Raw genomic sequence first — 15,659 nt, forward strand, 5'->3', positions numbered from 1 at the left:
AAATGCGAATTATTGTTTATGGCAGCTTACGGCGCAAACAGGGCAATCATCATTGGATGACCGATGCTCAATGGTTAGGTGATCATCGGCTGGAAGGCTATGAGCTATATGACCTTGGGCATTATCCTGCCGTTATCCGTGGTGACGGAAGTATTGAATGTGAGGTATATCGAATCAATTCTACTATACTGACAGAATTAGATGATTTGAAAGATAATTCGCGGGAGTATGTAAGGGAATTGATTCAAACACCGTATGGCAATGCATGGATATATCTTTATCAGTTTCCAATAACCGGTTTACGGCGGATAAAAAGTGGTGACTGGTTGAAGCGCCATGTGGAAGAGTAAATAAAAATCCTTTTTTGTCATAAAAAGGGAGTATGGTTTTAAAAAACCTCTGCCGGTGATGTTCCCCAGAGGTTTTTTAATTATTTAAACAGAGAAAAGCTATTTCTTAGCGGCACGTTCGAAAGAGGAGATAATTTCTGCTTTAGCAGCTTCGATATTATCCCAACCATCAACTTTAACCCATTTACCTTTTTCCAGATCTTTATAGCGCTCAAAGAAGTGAGTGATCTGAGCGCGCAGTAGTTCTGGTAAATCAGTCACATCTTTAATGTGATCATACTCTTTGGTTAGTTTGCTATGTGGAACTGCAACCAGTTTCGCGTCTTCACCTGATTCATCAGTCATTTTCAGAACGCCAACCGGACGGCAACGGATCACAGAACCTGGTTGTAGTGGGTATGGTGTGGGAACCAGAACATCAACCGGGTCACCATCCAGAGATAAAGTGTTGTTGATGTAACCATAGTTGCATGGATAGAACATCGTAGTAGACATAAAACGGTCTACAAATAGCGCACCAGATTCTTTATCAATTTCATATTTAATCGGATCTGCATTTGCAGGGATCTCAATAATGACATAGATATCTTCAGGCAGTTCCTTTCCTGCCGGTACTAAGTTCAGGCTCATGAAAGTTTCCTTTATTTTAAACCAGAATAGAGTGGGGAGTATTATAACCAAAACATTTTTTAAAGTACTCTCCATTTTTCTGACAAGTAGCTTGTTAGAAACGGGTTTGCAACTGATGAGAGAAGAGCTGAATATCTCTCAGAAAAAACTAGCGGACAGGATAGCTGGGGTATTTTAACCTCATTAGTTAAAATTAAAAAAGCGACGAAAAATCCCGCCGCTTATCCGTCATTAACCGATGAAATTACTCATCTGGGAACTCAGCCATAAAACTCTCGGCTTTCTCTACCATCGATTTACTGCCCACAAAGAAAGGGACGCGTTGATGCAGTTTGGATGGGATGATATCCAGAATGCGATTAGCTCCATCACTGGCTTTACCACCGGCTTGTTCAGCCAGGAATGCCATTGGGTTACACTCATACAGCAGGCGCAATTTTCCTGATGGATGGCTGGCGGTGCTTGGGTAAATGTAGATGCCGCCTTTCAGTAAATTGCGGTGGAAATCAGCAACCAGCGAACCAATATAACGGGTGGTATAAGGGCGCTGAGTTGCTTCATCTTGTTCCTGGCAATATTTGATGTATTTCTTTACCCCCATAGGGAATTTGATGTAATTCCCTTCGTTGATGGAATACATATTGCCATTGGGTGGGAACTGAACTTTCTCATGGGAAAGACAAAATACTCCCAAGGAAGGATCGTAAGTAAAGGCGTGTACCCCACAGCCAGTGGTGTAGACCAGCATAGTTGAAGAACCGTAAACAACATACCCGGCGGCGACTTGACGATGACCTGGTTGCAGGAAGTCTTTTTCAGTCACTGGCTGGCCGATGGGGGTAATACGGCGGTAGATAGAGAAGATAGTACCGACGGAAACGTTTACATCAATATTTGAAGAACCATCTAATGGGTCCATCAAAACAACATATTTTGCGTTTTCAGCGCGGTCTCCTTCGAAAATAACAATATCATCTTCTTCCTCTGAAGCGATCCCCGCAACTTCACCGCGTGCTTTCAGTGCTGCTTTGAGTTTTTCATTAGCATACAGGTCCAGTTTCATCTGCACCTCGCCTTGGATATTGGACACACCGCTGGTTCCTAAAATATCCACTAAACCGGCTTTGTTGATATCACGGTGAATGATTTTTGCTCCGAGCTTAATAGCAGAAAGCAAGGCAGTGAGTTCACCTGTAGCGTGAGAAAAATCGTGCTGCTTTTCGACGATGAATTCGCCTAATGTTTTCATGACGAAAGTCCTGAATGTGATTTGATAGTGGTTTTAGAGTGTCCATTGCACTCTTACGCGGGCAGTTTAGCCAAAGAAAGGGATGATTCATAGGCTATTCCATTTCTTATCTTGCTTTTGATGGTTAGAATAGTGGCTAACTTCATGCTATGGAATAGGAAATCAATGCGTATTCATATTCTTGGTATCTGCGGCACTTTTATGGGGGGACTGGCAATTTTGGCTCGTTCTCTTGGTCATGAAGTGACTGGTTCTGATGCCAATGTTTATCCACCAATGAGTACCTTACTGGAAAAACATGGGATTAATCTGATTCAGGGATATGACCCGGCACAGTTGGATTCTGTGCCAGATATGGTCATCATCGGTAACATTATGAGCCGTGGGAATCCTTGTGTAGAAGCGGTGCTGGAGCGTGGGCTCCCTTATACTTCTGGCCCACAATGGCTGCATGATTATGTTTTGCCAGAACGCTGGGTGCTGGCGGTTGCAGGGACGCATGGTAAGACAACAACTGCGGGTATGTTAGCCTGGATTTTGGAAGCTTGTGGCTATAAACCCGGTTTTTTAATCGGTGGTGTTCCGGGGAATTTTGAAACATCAGCTCAGATCGGGGAAAGCTCGTTTTTCGTAATAGAAGCTGATGAATATGACAGCGCTTTTTTTGATAAACGATCTAAGTTTGTGCATTACAGCCCACGTACGCTGATCATGAACAATCTGGAATTCGATCATGGCGATATTTTTGGCGATCTGGCTGCTATTCAGAGGCAGTTCCACCATCTTGTCAGGATCGTTCCGGGTAGTGGTAAGATCCTTGTCCCGGATAATGATATTAACCTGAAACAGGTTTTGTCTATGGGCTGTTGGAGTGAGTTGGAACTAGTGGGTGAAACCGGTAACTGGCAGGCAAAAAAGATCAGTACAGACAGCTGTCATTATCAGGTGTCTTATGGTGGTAAAGTTGTCGGAGAAGTGAACGGGTTGCTGGTGGGTGAACATAATATGCGCAATGGGTTGATTGCAATTGCTGCTGCACATCATGTTGGTGTCCAGCCCGCAGATGCCTGTTGTGCTTTAAGTGAATTTATTAATGCCTGTCGTCGCCTTGAACTACGTGGTGAGGAAAACGGCGTTACTGTTTATGATGATTTTGCTCATCACCCGACAGCAATTTTGGCAACACTCGAAGCCCTGCGTAGTAAGGTTGGAGGAACAGCCCGTATTATTACCGTACTGGAACCGCGTTCAAATACGATGAAAATGGGTGTGAGTAAGAATGAGATCGCACCAGCATTGGGGCGTGCTGATGAAGTATTCTTATTCCAGCCAGCTAATATTAAATGGCACGTATCAGAAATTGCAGATCACTGTGTTCAGCCAGCGTATTGGAGTGCTGATATAGATTCACTGGTGCATATGATTGTTGATAAGGCGCAGCAGGGGGATCATATTCTGGTTATGAGTAATGGAGGGTTTGGTGATATTCATGAAAAATTACTCTCTAAGCTGAATAAAAAAGCTTATCAATCCTGAGAATAGCAGCGGGAAAATGAATCGCGCCATGTTGGCGCGTTCATTTAAAGCTCTTGTTCGAACAACCCAAGGATGGCTCCACGCAGCTGTTCTGTTGTAGAATCTCTGGTGAGTGTAACGAAGATGGTGTCATCACCTGCGATACTGCCGAGTATACCTTCTGATTTACCAAGAGAATCTAGCAGACGAGCAATAAGTTGAGCTGCACCAGGGCTTGTGCGAATCACAACTATAGGATGGTTGTAATCAACGTCTAATACTAGATTTTTTAGTGGGCTAGTGGCAGTAGGAACACCAAGCTCAGCAGGCAGGCAGTAAACCATCTCCATTTTAGCATTACGGGTGCGAACAGCACCAAATTTAGTCAGCATTCTAGAAACTTTGGATTGGTTAATGTTCTCAAAACCTTCTTCCAGTAAAGCAGTGACAATTTCACCTTGAGAGCTAAATTTTTCTTCTTTCAATAACGCCTTGAAAGCTTTTACTAAGTCTTCCTGTTTAGAGGGAGTGCGCATATTTCACCATATTCAATCAGCTATGAAACTTGTATTATGCATATAAATGAATTTTTATGCAATAATAATGATTTTATAACCAATTTGAACCGTGTAAAGTTGGTCTTATGTTATATAGAAATTCATAAAATATGAATATGGAAATTTGCTTTTTTAGCCGGTTATCAAGTAAATATATTGTTAATCAAATGATGTTGTTTGGCGTTGTTGTTGGGTGTAAGGTATTTAGCCAATTGTTTCGTAAAATCATAAGGAAATTCTCAAAATAGTGTCCGTTATCTCATTAACAGATAAGCATTTTGCCTAGAATACGGCGACTTTTGCGTCCCACTATCTATAGCGTAAGTCCACAATTTGGTTGTTAACCGATTGTTTTCAAAAACGTAGTAATCTATGGTTCTTAACTAGATGAATTCACAGCATTTTAAAGTATAAACGATTTAAGGAGTATCAGGATGAAAGTTGCAGTTCTCGGTGCAGCCGGTGGTATTGGTCAGGCTCTTGCTCTTCTACTAAAAACCCAGCTTCCTTCAGGTTCAGAACTTTCTTTATATGATATCGCTCCAGTAACACCTGGGGTGGCTGTTGATCTGAGCCACATTCCAACGGAAGTGAAAATTAAAGGCTTTGCTGGTGAAGATGCAACTCCAGCGTTGGAAGGAGCAAATGTTGTATTGATTTCTGCCGGGGTTGCCCGTAAACCAGGTATGGATCGTTCAGATCTGTTTAATGTTAATGCGGGGATCGTTCGTAACCTGGTAGAACAAGTGGCTAAAACTTGCCCTAAATCACTGATTGGGATTATTACTAACCCAGTCAACACAACTGTGGCTATTGCAGCCGAAGTGCTGAAAAAAGCAGGTGTATATGACAAAAACCGCCTGTTTGGTGTTACAACGCTGGATGTTATTCGCTCTAATACTTTTGTTGCTGAATTGAAAGGTAAAAAACCACAGGAAATCGAAGTACCCGTCATCGGTGGTCATTCTGGTGTGACAATCTTACCTCTGTTGTCTCAGATCCCTGGTGTGAGCTTTACTGATGAAGAGCTGGCTGCCTTAACTAAGCGTATTCAGAATGCCGGTACTGAAGTCGTTGAGGCTAAGGCGGGTGGAGGATCTGCAACTCTGTCTATGGGGCAAGCTGCGACTCGTCTGGGCCTCTCTTTGGTCCGTGGCTTACAAGGCGAAAGTGATGTTGTAGAATGTGCTTATATTGAAGGTGATGGTAAATATACTCGCTTCTTTGCCCAGCCAGTTCGTTTGGGTAAAAATGGCGTAGAAGAGCGTTTGAACGTTGGTGAGCTGAGTGATTTTGAACAGAAAGCACTGGAAGGCATGCTAGATGTATTGAGAAAAGATATAGAATTAGGCGAAAAATTTATTAATAACTAATTAATATATTTTATAAATAAAAAATATATATCTATGAAACAATAAAACCGCTGGTATAGCGAATTACCGGCGGTTTTTGTTCAGCTAATATAATTCGTTAGCTAATTATTTGTTTGTTCGCGTACTTTCCTTTCTAATAATTCTCCAGTATTTGGATCAAAATAACGACTTGGCCAAATTTCTGAAGGGTGTATTTCCAGATAATTCGCAATTATCCATTCTCCCTTTGGCCACGGACGAGATAGTGCATTCGCCAGGGTCGATGAGCTGAGCCCTGCTCTGCGTGATACCTCAGCTAAGGTTGTTCCCCGCTTGCGTAAAGCTGCAATTATATCGGCAGGATGCCAATCAGATTTCCTTGAAATCATTTTTAATCCTTTTTTTATTAAATTTGATGCTATGTTAGTGGTATAAATAACAGGTGTGCATGAGAGCAATAACGAACTTAAACCTGTTATTGAGAAATAAAATAGCATTATTTTTCCAAAAGTATTTCCAAATTTTTTCTTAAAAACTTCTTTTTTGAACTTGGTTACAAAAATAGAGAAACGTGATGAAAAAAGAGTGGTATTCGGCCAAGGAGTTAATCGGCGTGGGTGAGTTACCTGGATCACCACAAGGAGTTAATGCCAGAGCAAAACGAGAGGAGTGGGTATGTCAGAAAAGACAAGGTGTACAAGGTAAAGCAGTCGAGTATCACTACTCCTGTTTCCCGGAAACGACCATTGCAGCATTGGAGCTTCATGAATCATCTTCTGAGTATCAGGTGCATAAGCAAGATCCTTTGTCGATTTGGGTTGGCGCTTTTCATCAGTTATCAGAATCTGAGAAACAGGCTGTGATAGCCATGATTTTACGGGATGGTATCAGAAGTTTTTTAGAAAAACTTTCTGTTGTTTAGCCCATTTTTGGAAATTAGAAATGCCAACTAACTTGGATTCTTCTTCATTATCCCGGTGCAAAGTGAGAAGAAAAGTATGAAAAAAGAATGGTACTCAGCTAAAGAGCTGGTTGGTATTGCCGGACTTCCTTCTTCGCCACAGGGGATAAATCTGATGGCAAGGCGGGAAGGATGGGAATATAGACGTAAACGAGGTGTTCAGGGCAAGGCTCTTGAATATCATATAAATAGTTTGCCTGAAGATGTACTTAATGTGCTATCCGTAGGGGAAAGTACTATTGATTATACAAACAAACGACAAGACCCATTCTTAATTTGGATTGAGGCTTACTATCAATTAACTAAAGTTGAGCGGGAAAAAATTGTGAAATTTATTCTTCGAGAGGGGCTCGCAAAACTTATTGGTTATATTGATGTAGGTGTTGAAGACGTAGAGAAAAACCTAGAGTCAGATTAACCCCAGGTTTCGTTCTATCGATTAAGAAAGGCGTTGTACGGCAATATGGGCTAACCCCACGAGTGCTTGCTTGTATGGGGAGTTTTCCAGCGCCTGCAAAGCAGCTATTGCTTTATCTGCTTCTTCCTCTGCTCGTTTACGGGTATATTCCAATGAACCGCACTGTTTCATGGTTGTCAGTACGGTTTCGAGTAAATGGCGGCCATTACCTTTTTCAATTGCTTCACGGATAAGTGCGGATTGTTCTGGAGTGCCATGATTCATAGCGTGTAGCAAGGGCAATGTCGGTTTACCTTCGTTAAGATCATCACCGGTGTTTTTGCCTAATGTATCGCTATCAGCATTATAATCCAGTAAATCATCAATTAACTGGAATGCAGTGCCTAAATAACGTCCGTAATTTTGTAAAGCCATTTCTTGCTCTGGGGTGGCATTAGAAAGAATTGCGGAAGAGTGCGCGGCGACTTCAAACAATCGGGCTGTTTTACTGTAAATCACCCGCATATAATCATCTTCAGAAATATTTGGATCATTGCAGTTCATCAGCTGTAAAACTTCGCCTTCAGCGATAACATTGGTTGCCTCTGACATCAATTTAAGAACTCGCATGGAGTTAAGCGCTGTCATCATCTGGAAAGAGCGCGTGTATATAAAATCACCAACCAGCACGCTTGCTGCATTACCAAACATGGCATTGGCAGTCGCTTTGCCACGTCGCATGTCTGATTCATCCACTACATCATCATGTAACAGAGTCGCTGTGTGGATAAATTCAATTAATGCAGCAACAGTAATATGCTTATCACCCTGATAACCCAATGCTCTGCTAGCCAGGATGGCAATGATTGGGCGAATACGTTTTCCACCACCACTGATTATGTAGTAGCCCAACTGATTGATAAGAGTAACGTCAGAATTCAACTGACTAAGAATGGTTTCATTTACCGCTGCCATATCATCAGCGGTTAGCTTGATAATGGATTCTAAATTCATATTTTTTCGGCTGTGGGTTTTAATGCAGAGTTGTGTTCATATTAACATTAAAATAGTTATTGCTGTGTCTTGATTGTACTCGAAAAACAGTCTAAATAAATGACAATTCAGCAACTGTGTTTTTTTATCATCTGCTCTAATTCTGCTCTTGTCTTCTTAGGCTTTTTTGCGTAGAATTCGCGCCCTATTATGAATATTTATAGTGCGCTCTGGAATGATTATTTAAGGGGGCGTGCGGAAAGCGGAGTTTATATGTACGCGGTTTTCCAAAGTGGTGGTAAACAACACCGAGTCAGCGAAGGTCAAACAATTCGCCTGGAAAAGCTGGACATCGCAACGGGTGAAACTGTTGAGTTTGACCAGGTTCTGATGGTCGCTAATGGTGATGACATCAAAATCGGCGCTCCTGTCGTTGAAGGCGTTAAAATCAAAGCTGAAGTGGTTGCCCATGGTCGTGGCGAGAAAATTAAAATCGTTAAGTTTCGTCGTCGTAAACACAGCCGTAAGCAGCAAGGCCACCGTCAGTGGTTCACCGATGTTAAAATCACTGGCATCGCTTAAGATTTAGGAGAGCAGATTAATGGCACACAAAAAGGCTGGCGGCTCAACTCGTAATGGCCGCGATTCTGAAAGCAAACGTCTAGGTGTAAAACGTTTTGGTGGCGAGTCTGTATTAGCAGGCAGCATCATTGTTCGTCAACGTGGTACTAAATTCCACGCTGGCGATAACGTTGGTTGTGGTCGTGATCACACCCTGTTCGCATTAGCTGACGGGAAAGTTAAATTCGAAGTTAAGGGCCCGAAAAACCGCAAATTTATCAGCATCGAAGCTGAATAAGTTTTTCGAGTTATAAACCGAATCAGAAGCCCTGCATGTGTTGCGGGGCTTTTTATATTTAAAGTACGCCATCTCTGGGTAACACGGCCGTCCAGCACTGTAATGGCTATCATACGGAGAAAAAATATGAAATTTGTAGATGAAGCCAGAATACTGGTTGTTGCAGGGGATGGTGGCAATGGTTGTGTCAGCTTCCGTCGTGAAAAATATATTCCGAAAGGTGGGCCAGACGGTGGGGATGGTGGGGATGGTGGGGATGTTTATCTGTTAGCAGATGAAAATCTCAATACATTGATTGACTATCGTTTTGAAAAATCCTTTCGAGCAGAACGTGGACAAAATGGTCAAAGCCGTGATTGTACAGGCAAGCGTGGTCAGGATACTACGATTAAAGTCCCTGTGGGGACTCGTATCCGTGATACAGCAACCGGTGAGGTTTTAGGCGATATGATTCGTCATGAACAGCGTCTAATGGTAGCAAAGGGTGGATTCCATGGGCTTGGTAATACCCGCTTTAAATCTTCTGTTAACCGGGCCCCTCGTCAAAGAACGATGGGGACTTCAGGTGAAACTCGTGAATTGATGCTGGAACTGATGTTGTTGGCAGATGTTGGTATGCTAGGGATGCCAAATGCGGGCAAATCCACCTTTATCCGTGCTGTTTCTGCTGCTAAACCAAAAGTTGCAGATTATCCATTTACCACTCTGGTCCCAAGCTTGGGTGTAGTAAGGATGGATAACGAACAAAGTTTCGTTGTTGCTGATATTCCAGGGCTCATTGAAGGTGCTTCCGATGGTGCTGGCTTGGGTATTCGCTTCTTGAAACATCTGGAACGTTGCCGGGTATTGCTGCACTTAATCGATATTTGTCCTGTTGATGAATCAGATCCTATTGAAAATGCCCGGATTATTGTCAACGAGCTACAGCAATACAGTGAAAAATTGGCAGAAAAACCACGTTGGTTGGTGTTCAATAAAGTTGATCTGTTGGAGCCAGAAGAAGCTAGACAGCGTGCCCAAGCTATTGCTGATGAATTGGGTTGGGAAGGCGACTTTTATATGATCTCAGCGATAAATCGTCTGGGCGTTAAAGCGCTTTGCTGGGATATTATGGACTTTATGAAAACTCAGCCTCGTAATATGAGCAGAACAGAAGGTGAAGCTCAGCCTGAGAAAGTTGAATTCATGTGGGATGACTACCATAAGAAGCAATTGGAACAGGTTTCGGAAATAGACGATGACTGGGATGACGATTGGGACGAAGATGACGATAAAGGCGTTGAAGTTATTTACAAACGCTGATTTTTTTACTTTCTCATCATAGCTAAGGGCGCCATCTTTGTGGCGCCAATTTTATCAGTTGTGTTGGTATAAATCTTTATACAGTCTGCTTTCGAATCGAATCAAAGGGGCCCGACGGTTGCGATGCTCTTTTGGCGGTACGGCGTAAGCAGAAATAAATTGCACGAAAGCAATTTGTTGACCGCTAGCAGTGGTTATAAAGCCAGCTAGGTTATAAACTCCTTGCAGAGCACCGGTTTTAGCCGAAACTTTTCCGTTTACTCCTGCTTCATCCAGCCCTCCTCGGTATCTTAATGTGCCATCATGACCCGCTAATGGCAGCATGGAAATAAAATCTAATTCTTGATCATGTTGAGCAATAAACTGTAATACTTCCATCATGGTTGCTGGAGTAATCAGATTATGGCGGGATAATCCTGAGCCATCCACCATCACGGTATTTCCTAGATCGATACCTGCTTTTTGTTTTAATACTTGCCTTACCGCATCAGAGCCTGAACGCCAGGTTCCTGGTATATCAAAGTATTGTCGGCCTATTGTCCGAAATACGGTATCAGCAATCATATTGTCAGATTTTTTTAGCATGACTTTCAGCAGATCATGTAATGGTGCTGATTGATTTTGAGCCAGAACTTTTCCCGGTTCAGTTGGTAAGCTTTGGCGTTTAAGATTACCTGTGATTTCAATTCCTGCAATTTGCAATTCATTTTTGAGGATTGCACCCGCATAGCTGGTACCATTTTGAATCGCGAAAGCCAGTGGCAACGGTTCACTGCGTTGAGTAAGGCATCCGGTAAGAGTAAAACGGTTCAGTTCTCCGGGAACGACGTCCAGTTCACAGTACTGGCTTTCAGGAGAGCCTTTTGCCAACGTTTTAACTTCGCTGAACATATTTACGGGATAAAAGGATGCTACGCGGATAAATGCAGTATCACCGGGGCGTTCAGCACTATATAGCGAAACTGAAAAACAATTTCGATCTACAATTGCGGCAGCAGGGGGAGCACTGAAACATTGGGTCATGTCATTCCATACCCAACCGGGAGCTTTATCGTGGCTGGCAAAGGTGGAAACATCTATCAGAAGATCGCCGTCAATTTTTTCCACGCCAGATTGTTTCAGAACTGTGACCATATTGCGAAGTTGTTGACGGGTCAGTGTCGGATCTCCGACAAAACGAGCAATCAAATTCCCTTTCAGGACGCCGTTTGAAATTTTTCCGTGACTTTCCAGTGTGGTGATAAAGCGATAATCTTTACCCAGTTGTAACAATGCTGCAAGAGCTGTGACAACTTTCAGCGTACTTGCTGGTAGAGCCATTTGTTGCCCGTGATAATCAATTAACGGGGTACTGCTACCCGTTTTTTGAGCGATTAACGCCAGATTAGTACCATCAGGCAGATATTGCGTATATTCCTCAACAGGTGTGGCGTTTGCGTTGGGTGTAATCAGATACAGAGCGGTAACGCAAATTAATCTGCCGGCAATTTTAAAGAAGGACATAAATTTCGCATATGGATGTAGACATACCACAATACTAAGGCGCAAAGTGGGGAAAAGTAAACGATGACCCATCACCAAGTCTACGTTAGAATGATATATTAATATGTAAAATATGATTGTGAACTCTGGGTAGTCCCATGGTTTGCACTATTGTTTATTGTCTGTAAGCCCGCCCGACAAGGTGTGCTCATTGTGCTGTTATCTGAAAACATCAGGATGATGCTGGTTTTTTGCTCAGGAAAGATTTAGAGGATTAATAAATGAAACAGATTCCAATGACGGTACGTGGCGCGGATAAGTTGCGCGAAGAGCTAGATTATCTAAAGAACGTACGTCGTCCAAAAATTATTTCAGACATTGCTGAAGCGCGTGAACATGGTGATCTGAAAGAAAACGCTGAGTATCATGCTGCTCGTGAACAACAAGGTTTCTGCGAAGGCCGTATTCAGGAAATCGAAGCTAAACTTTCTAATGCACAAGTGATTGATGTCACAAAGATGCCCAAGGCTGGACGTGTTATTTTTGGGACTACAGTTACGGTTTTGAATGTTAATACTGATGAAGAGCAGACTTACCGGATTGTGGGTGATGATGAGGCGGATATTAAAGAAAATCTAATCTCAGTGAATTCACCAATTGCCCGCGGTTTGATAGGTAAAGAAGTTGATGACGTTGTTATTATCAAAACACCAGGTGGTGAAGTTGAATATGAAATCCTGAAAGTTGAATATATTTAACTTCGGGATTGGCCTGTTGCTATTGGTTTACGTTAGGTAAAGTTACATAAGGATCGTGGAAAAGTAAAAAAGGCCGAATATGGCCTTTTTTATCATAATATGCGCACCGCATTTTATATAAATGTGGTTTGATTATTTAGGTAAAATAATTTTGCGTTCTTCCGATTGGCGGTAAAGAACTAGAGTTTTACCGATAATTTGCACATTATATGCACCGGTCTCGCGGACAATTGCATCGGCGATCAAATTTTTGGTTTCGCGATCTTCGCCTGCGATTTTGACTTTGATAAGCTCATGGTGTGACAGCGTTTGTTCAATTTCGGCCAACACACCCTCGGTCAGGCCGTTATTACCAATCATGACGACAGGTTTTAGCGGGTGAGCGAGACTTTTCAGGTGTTGTACTTGTTTTTTGTTAAGGGCCATTGTTTTTTTGCTTAGTTAGGATTGAAAACGAGACATTCTACCGCCATCTCATCTCTATCACCATAAATAGTGTGTTGTGGTTTTGGTGTATGGAGCAATAGATATCTGGCTCTTTATTCGTAGTATAGTTGGAAAGGACAATGGCCAATAAAAAACGTTCGGCAAGCTCCAGTCGCTGGTTACAAGAACACTTTAGTGATAAATATGTTCTGCAAGCACAGAAAAAAGGGCTTCGTTCTCGCGCTTGGTTTAAACTTGATGAAATTCAACAAAGTGACAAAATTTTTAAGCCTGGCATGACCGTTGTCGATTTAGGTGCAGCTCCTGGTGGATGGTCTCAGTACGCAGTGAGTCAAATTAGTGATAATGGGCGAGTGATTGCCTGTGATCTTTTACCGATGGATCCCATTGTTGGCGTCGATTTCCTTCAGGGTGATTTTCGTGATGAACTTGTATTGAAAACATTGCTTGAGCGAGTTGGTGATAACAAAGTCCAGGTCGTCATGTCGGATATGGCACCCAATATGAGCGGAACACCTGCGGTCGATATTCCTCGATCCATGTATCTGGTTGAATTGGCGTTAGATATGTGTCGTGATGTGCTGGCCCCTGGGGGGAGTTTTATTGTCAAAGTGTTTCAGGGAGAGGGCTTTGATGAATACCTGAGGGAAATGCGCTCCCTATTTACGAACGTGAAAATTCGTAAGCCAGACGCTTCGCGGGCCCGATCGCGTGAAGTATACATTGTAGCGACAGGGCGGAAACTATAGTACCCTGAATGCTATTTGTTAACACAGTTGTAATATGAGGTTAATCCCTTGAGTGACATGGCGAAAAACCTGATTCTCTGGTTAGTTATCGCAGTTGTGCTGATGTCGTTATTCCAGAGTTTTGGTCCCAGCGATTCCAATAGTCGTAGGGTGGATTACTCTACCTTCATCAATGAATTAGCCCAGGATCAGGTGCGCGAAGTTCGTATCACAGGTCGTGAAATTAACGTTAGTAGGAAAGATAACAGCAGATACACCACTTACCTACCAGTACAGGATGAAAAACTGCTAGATACGTTGCTGAATAAAAACGTAAAAGTGGTTGGTGAACCCCCAGAGGAACCAAGTCTGCTAACTTCTATTTTCATTTCCTGGTTCCCGATGTTACTGCTTATTGGGGTCTGGATTTTCTTTATGCGCCAGATGCAGGGTGGTGGCGGTAAAGGGGCAATGTCTTTTGGTAAAAGCAAGGCCCGTATGCTGACAGAAGATCAGATTAAAACCACTTTTGCTGATGTTGCTGGTTGCGACGAAGCGAAAGAAGAAGTTGGTGAACTGGTGGAATATCTGCGAGAACCAGGCCGCTTCCAGAAGTTAGGTGGAAAAATTCCGAAAGGTATTCTGATGGTTGGGCCTCCGGGTACGGGTAAGACTTTACTGGCAAAAGCAATTGCTGGTGAAGCGAAAGTGCCGTTCTTTACTATCTCTGGTTCTGACTTTGTTGAAATGTTTGTTGGTGTTGGTGCATCCCGTGTTCGTGATATGTTCGAGCAGGCGAAGAAAGCAGCACCTTGTATCATCTTTATTGATGAGATTGATGCGGTGGGCCGTCAGCGTGGTGCTGGTTTGGGTGGGGGTCATGATGAACGTGAGCAGACTCTGAACCAGATGCTAGTTGAGATGGATGGTTTTGAAGGCAATGAGGGTATTATCGTTATTGCCGCGACTAACCGTCCCGACGTACTTGATCCTGCGTTGTTGCGTCCTGGTCGTTTTGACCGTCAGGTTGTTGTTGGTTTGCCAGACGTACGTGGTCGCGAGCAGATTCTGAAGGTTCATATGCGCCGGGTTCCTCTGGATACTGATGTTGATGCTTCTGTCATTGCTCGCGGTACTCCGGGATTCTCTGGTGCTGATTTGGCTAACCTAGTGAACGAAGCTGCTTTGTTTGCTGCCCGTGGTAACAGACGCGTAGTTTCTATGGTTGAATTCGAAAAAGCGAAAGACAAAATCATGATGGGCGCAGAACGCCGCTCTATGGTGATGACGGAAGAGCAAAAAGAATCAACTGCTTATCATGAAGCAGGCCATGCTATTATTGGCCGTCTGGTTCCTGAGCATGATCCTGTTCATAAAGTTACCATTATTCCGCGTGGTCGCGCTTTGGGTGTGACTTTTTTCCTACCGGAAGGCGATCAGATCAGCGCTAGTCGCCAGAAGTTGGAAAGCCAGATTTCAACCTTATATGGAGGTCGTCTGGCGGAAGAGATTATTTATGGCCCAGACAGCGTTTCTACTGGCGCATCTAACGATATCAAAGTGGCGACATCAATTGCCCGTAACATGGTAACTCAGTGGGGGTTCTCGGAAAAACTTGGCCCATTACTCTATGCAGAGGAAGAAGGGGAAGTGTTCCTTGGCCGTTCAGTTGCTAAAGCTAAGCACATGTCTGATGAAACTGCTCGTCTTATTGATCAGGAAGTTAAGGCAATTATCGATCATAACTATCAACGTGCTCGTCAGATTCTGATGGACAACCTTGATATTCTGCATTCGATGAAAGATGCATTGATGAAGTACGAAACTATTGATGCTCCCCAGATTGATGACTTAATGAATCGTACAAATGTTCGTCCACCAGCTGGATGGGAAAGTGATAGCGGCGGCAGTAATAACAGTCGCCCAACAGGTAATACACCTCCTCCACAGGCTGCAAAACCAACTGATGATATCAATACATTGGCGCAAGGTGGTGAGCAAGTAGGGCAGTCAGGAAATAAAGATCAGTAATTGTTCCATTGTTTCGTAGTCTGATTTGATATTCATGAAACCCCAGGT

At 43.0% G+C, this 15,659-nt stretch carries 18 protein-coding genes; 11 read left to right on the forward strand and 7 right to left on the reverse strand.

The window, feature by feature from the left end:
• Nucleotides 1-2 precede the first annotated feature (2 nt).
• The gene (locus tag ACGF49_RS06905) at nucleotides 3-350 is read left to right on the forward strand and encodes a gamma-glutamylcyclotransferase (RefSeq protein ID WP_011148628.1); all 348 of its coding nucleotides are present in this window, start codon (nucleotides 3-5) and stop codon (nucleotides 348-350) included.
• Nucleotides 351-449: 99 nt separating this feature from the next.
• Here ACGF49_RS06905 and ppa read toward each other — a convergent pair whose 3' ends face one another.
• Both ppa and fbp read right to left on the reverse strand, forming a co-directional pair.
• Nucleotides 450-980 carry an inorganic diphosphatase gene (ppa, locus tag ACGF49_RS06910; RefSeq protein ID WP_113041648.1) on the reverse strand — a complete coding sequence of 177 codons (531 nt, stop codon included), beginning with the start codon at nucleotides 978-980 and terminating at the stop codon, nucleotides 450-452.
• Nucleotides 981-1,224: 244 nt separating this feature from the next.
• Nucleotides 1,225-2,229 carry a class 1 fructose-bisphosphatase gene (gene fbp, locus ACGF49_RS06915; RefSeq protein ID WP_112877177.1) on the reverse strand — a complete coding sequence of 335 codons (1,005 nt, stop codon included), beginning with the start codon at nucleotides 2,227-2,229 and terminating at the stop codon, nucleotides 1,225-1,227.
• A 165-nt stretch (nucleotides 2,230-2,394) separates the two neighbouring features.
• Between fbp and mpl the strand changes: the two genes are divergently transcribed.
• Nucleotides 2,395-3,765 carry a UDP-N-acetylmuramate:L-alanyl-gamma-D-glutamyl-meso-diaminopimelate ligase gene (mpl, locus tag ACGF49_RS06920; RefSeq protein ID WP_113041646.1) on the forward strand — a complete coding sequence of 457 codons (1,371 nt, stop codon included), beginning with the start codon at nucleotides 2,395-2,397 and terminating at the stop codon, nucleotides 3,763-3,765.
• A 44-nt stretch (nucleotides 3,766-3,809) separates the two neighbouring features.
• On the opposite strand, the gene argR is transcribed toward mpl, so the two are convergent.
• Nucleotides 3,810-4,280, reverse strand: a complete 471-nt coding sequence (argR, locus tag ACGF49_RS06925; protein ID WP_011148624.1) for a transcriptional regulator ArgR — start codon at nucleotides 4,278-4,280, stop codon at nucleotides 3,810-3,812.
• Between the two features lie 455 nt (nucleotides 4,281-4,735).
• On the opposite strand from argR, the gene mdh reads away from it, so the two are divergent.
• Entirely contained in the window at nucleotides 4,736-5,674 is a 939-nt protein-coding gene (gene mdh / locus ACGF49_RS06930; RefSeq protein WP_271858848.1) for a malate dehydrogenase, read from the forward strand.
• Nucleotides 5,675-5,775: 101 nt separating this feature from the next.
• Here mdh and ACGF49_RS06935 read toward each other — a convergent pair whose 3' ends face one another.
• The gene (locus ACGF49_RS06935) at nucleotides 5,776-6,042 is read right to left on the reverse strand and encodes a helix-turn-helix transcriptional regulator (RefSeq protein WP_011148622.1); all 267 of its coding nucleotides are present in this window, start codon (nucleotides 6,040-6,042) and stop codon (nucleotides 5,776-5,778) included.
• A gap of 185 nt (nucleotides 6,043-6,227) precedes the next feature.
• On the opposite strand from ACGF49_RS06935, the gene ACGF49_RS06940 reads away from it, so the two are divergent.
• Nucleotides 6,228-6,575 carry a DNA-binding protein gene (locus ACGF49_RS06940; RefSeq protein WP_271858847.1) on the forward strand — a complete coding sequence of 116 codons (348 nt, stop codon included), beginning with the start codon at nucleotides 6,228-6,230 and terminating at the stop codon, nucleotides 6,573-6,575.
• Between the two features lie 76 nt (nucleotides 6,576-6,651).
• On the forward strand, nucleotides 6,652-7,032 hold the full coding sequence (locus ACGF49_RS06945; RefSeq protein WP_113041643.1) for a DNA-binding protein: 381 nt from the start codon (nucleotides 6,652-6,654) through the stop codon (nucleotides 7,030-7,032).
• A 21-nt stretch (nucleotides 7,033-7,053) separates the two neighbouring features.
• On the opposite strand, the gene ispB is transcribed toward ACGF49_RS06945, so the two are convergent.
• The gene (gene ispB / locus ACGF49_RS06950) at nucleotides 7,054-8,025 is read right to left on the reverse strand and encodes an octaprenyl diphosphate synthase (RefSeq protein ID WP_113041642.1); all 972 of its coding nucleotides are present in this window, start codon (nucleotides 8,023-8,025) and stop codon (nucleotides 7,054-7,056) included.
• Nucleotides 8,026-8,277: 252 nt separating this feature from the next.
• On the opposite strand from ispB, the gene rplU reads away from it, so the two are divergent.
• From rplU to cgtA, 3 genes are all read left to right on the forward strand, one after another.
• Nucleotides 8,278-8,586 carry a 50S ribosomal protein L21 gene (gene rplU, locus ACGF49_RS06955; protein WP_011148618.1) on the forward strand — a complete coding sequence of 103 codons (309 nt, stop codon included), beginning with the start codon at nucleotides 8,278-8,280 and terminating at the stop codon, nucleotides 8,584-8,586.
• A 19-nt stretch (nucleotides 8,587-8,605) separates the two neighbouring features.
• Nucleotides 8,606-8,863: a 50S ribosomal protein L27 gene (rpmA, locus tag ACGF49_RS06960; RefSeq protein WP_036776537.1), complete on the forward strand. Its 258-nt coding sequence runs from the start codon at nucleotides 8,606-8,608 to the stop codon at nucleotides 8,861-8,863.
• Nucleotides 8,864-8,989: 126 nt separating this feature from the next.
• A complete protein-coding gene (gene cgtA, locus ACGF49_RS06965) occupies nucleotides 8,990-10,165 on the forward strand; it encodes an Obg family GTPase CgtA (RefSeq protein WP_113041641.1) in 1,176 nt (391 codons plus the stop codon).
• 54 nt (nucleotides 10,166-10,219) lie between these two features.
• Here cgtA and dacB read toward each other — a convergent pair whose 3' ends face one another.
• Nucleotides 10,220-11,668, reverse strand: a complete 1,449-nt coding sequence (gene dacB, locus ACGF49_RS06970; RefSeq protein ID WP_113041640.1) for a serine-type D-Ala-D-Ala carboxypeptidase — start codon at nucleotides 11,666-11,668, stop codon at nucleotides 10,220-10,222.
• A gap of 260 nt (nucleotides 11,669-11,928) precedes the next feature.
• On the opposite strand from dacB, the gene greA reads away from it, so the two are divergent.
• A complete protein-coding gene (gene greA, locus ACGF49_RS06975) occupies nucleotides 11,929-12,405 on the forward strand; it encodes a transcription elongation factor GreA (protein WP_112877184.1) in 477 nt (158 codons plus the stop codon).
• Between the two features lie 132 nt (nucleotides 12,406-12,537).
• Here greA and yhbY read toward each other — a convergent pair whose 3' ends face one another.
• Complete coding sequence (yhbY, locus tag ACGF49_RS06980) at nucleotides 12,538-12,831, reverse strand: ribosome assembly RNA-binding protein YhbY (protein WP_112877185.1); 294 nt, start codon at nucleotides 12,829-12,831, stop codon at nucleotides 12,538-12,540.
• A gap of 140 nt (nucleotides 12,832-12,971) precedes the next feature.
• On the opposite strand from yhbY, the gene rlmE reads away from it, so the two are divergent.
• Together rlmE and ftsH are read left to right on the forward strand one after the other, a co-directional pair.
• Nucleotides 12,972-13,601: a 23S rRNA (uridine(2552)-2'-O)-methyltransferase RlmE gene (gene rlmE, locus ACGF49_RS06985; protein ID WP_112877186.1), complete on the forward strand. Its 630-nt coding sequence runs from the start codon at nucleotides 12,972-12,974 to the stop codon at nucleotides 13,599-13,601.
• A gap of 48 nt (nucleotides 13,602-13,649) precedes the next feature.
• Complete coding sequence (gene ftsH, locus ACGF49_RS06990) at nucleotides 13,650-15,611, forward strand: ATP-dependent zinc metalloprotease FtsH (protein ID WP_191214797.1); 1,962 nt, start codon at nucleotides 13,650-13,652, stop codon at nucleotides 15,609-15,611.
• The last annotated feature ends 48 nt before the right edge of the window (nucleotides 15,612-15,659 follow it).

This window comes from Photorhabdus sp. RM96S (genome assembly GCF_042879335.1).
Classification (GTDB): domain Bacteria; phylum Pseudomonadota; class Gammaproteobacteria; order Enterobacterales; family Enterobacteriaceae; genus Photorhabdus; species Photorhabdus kayaii.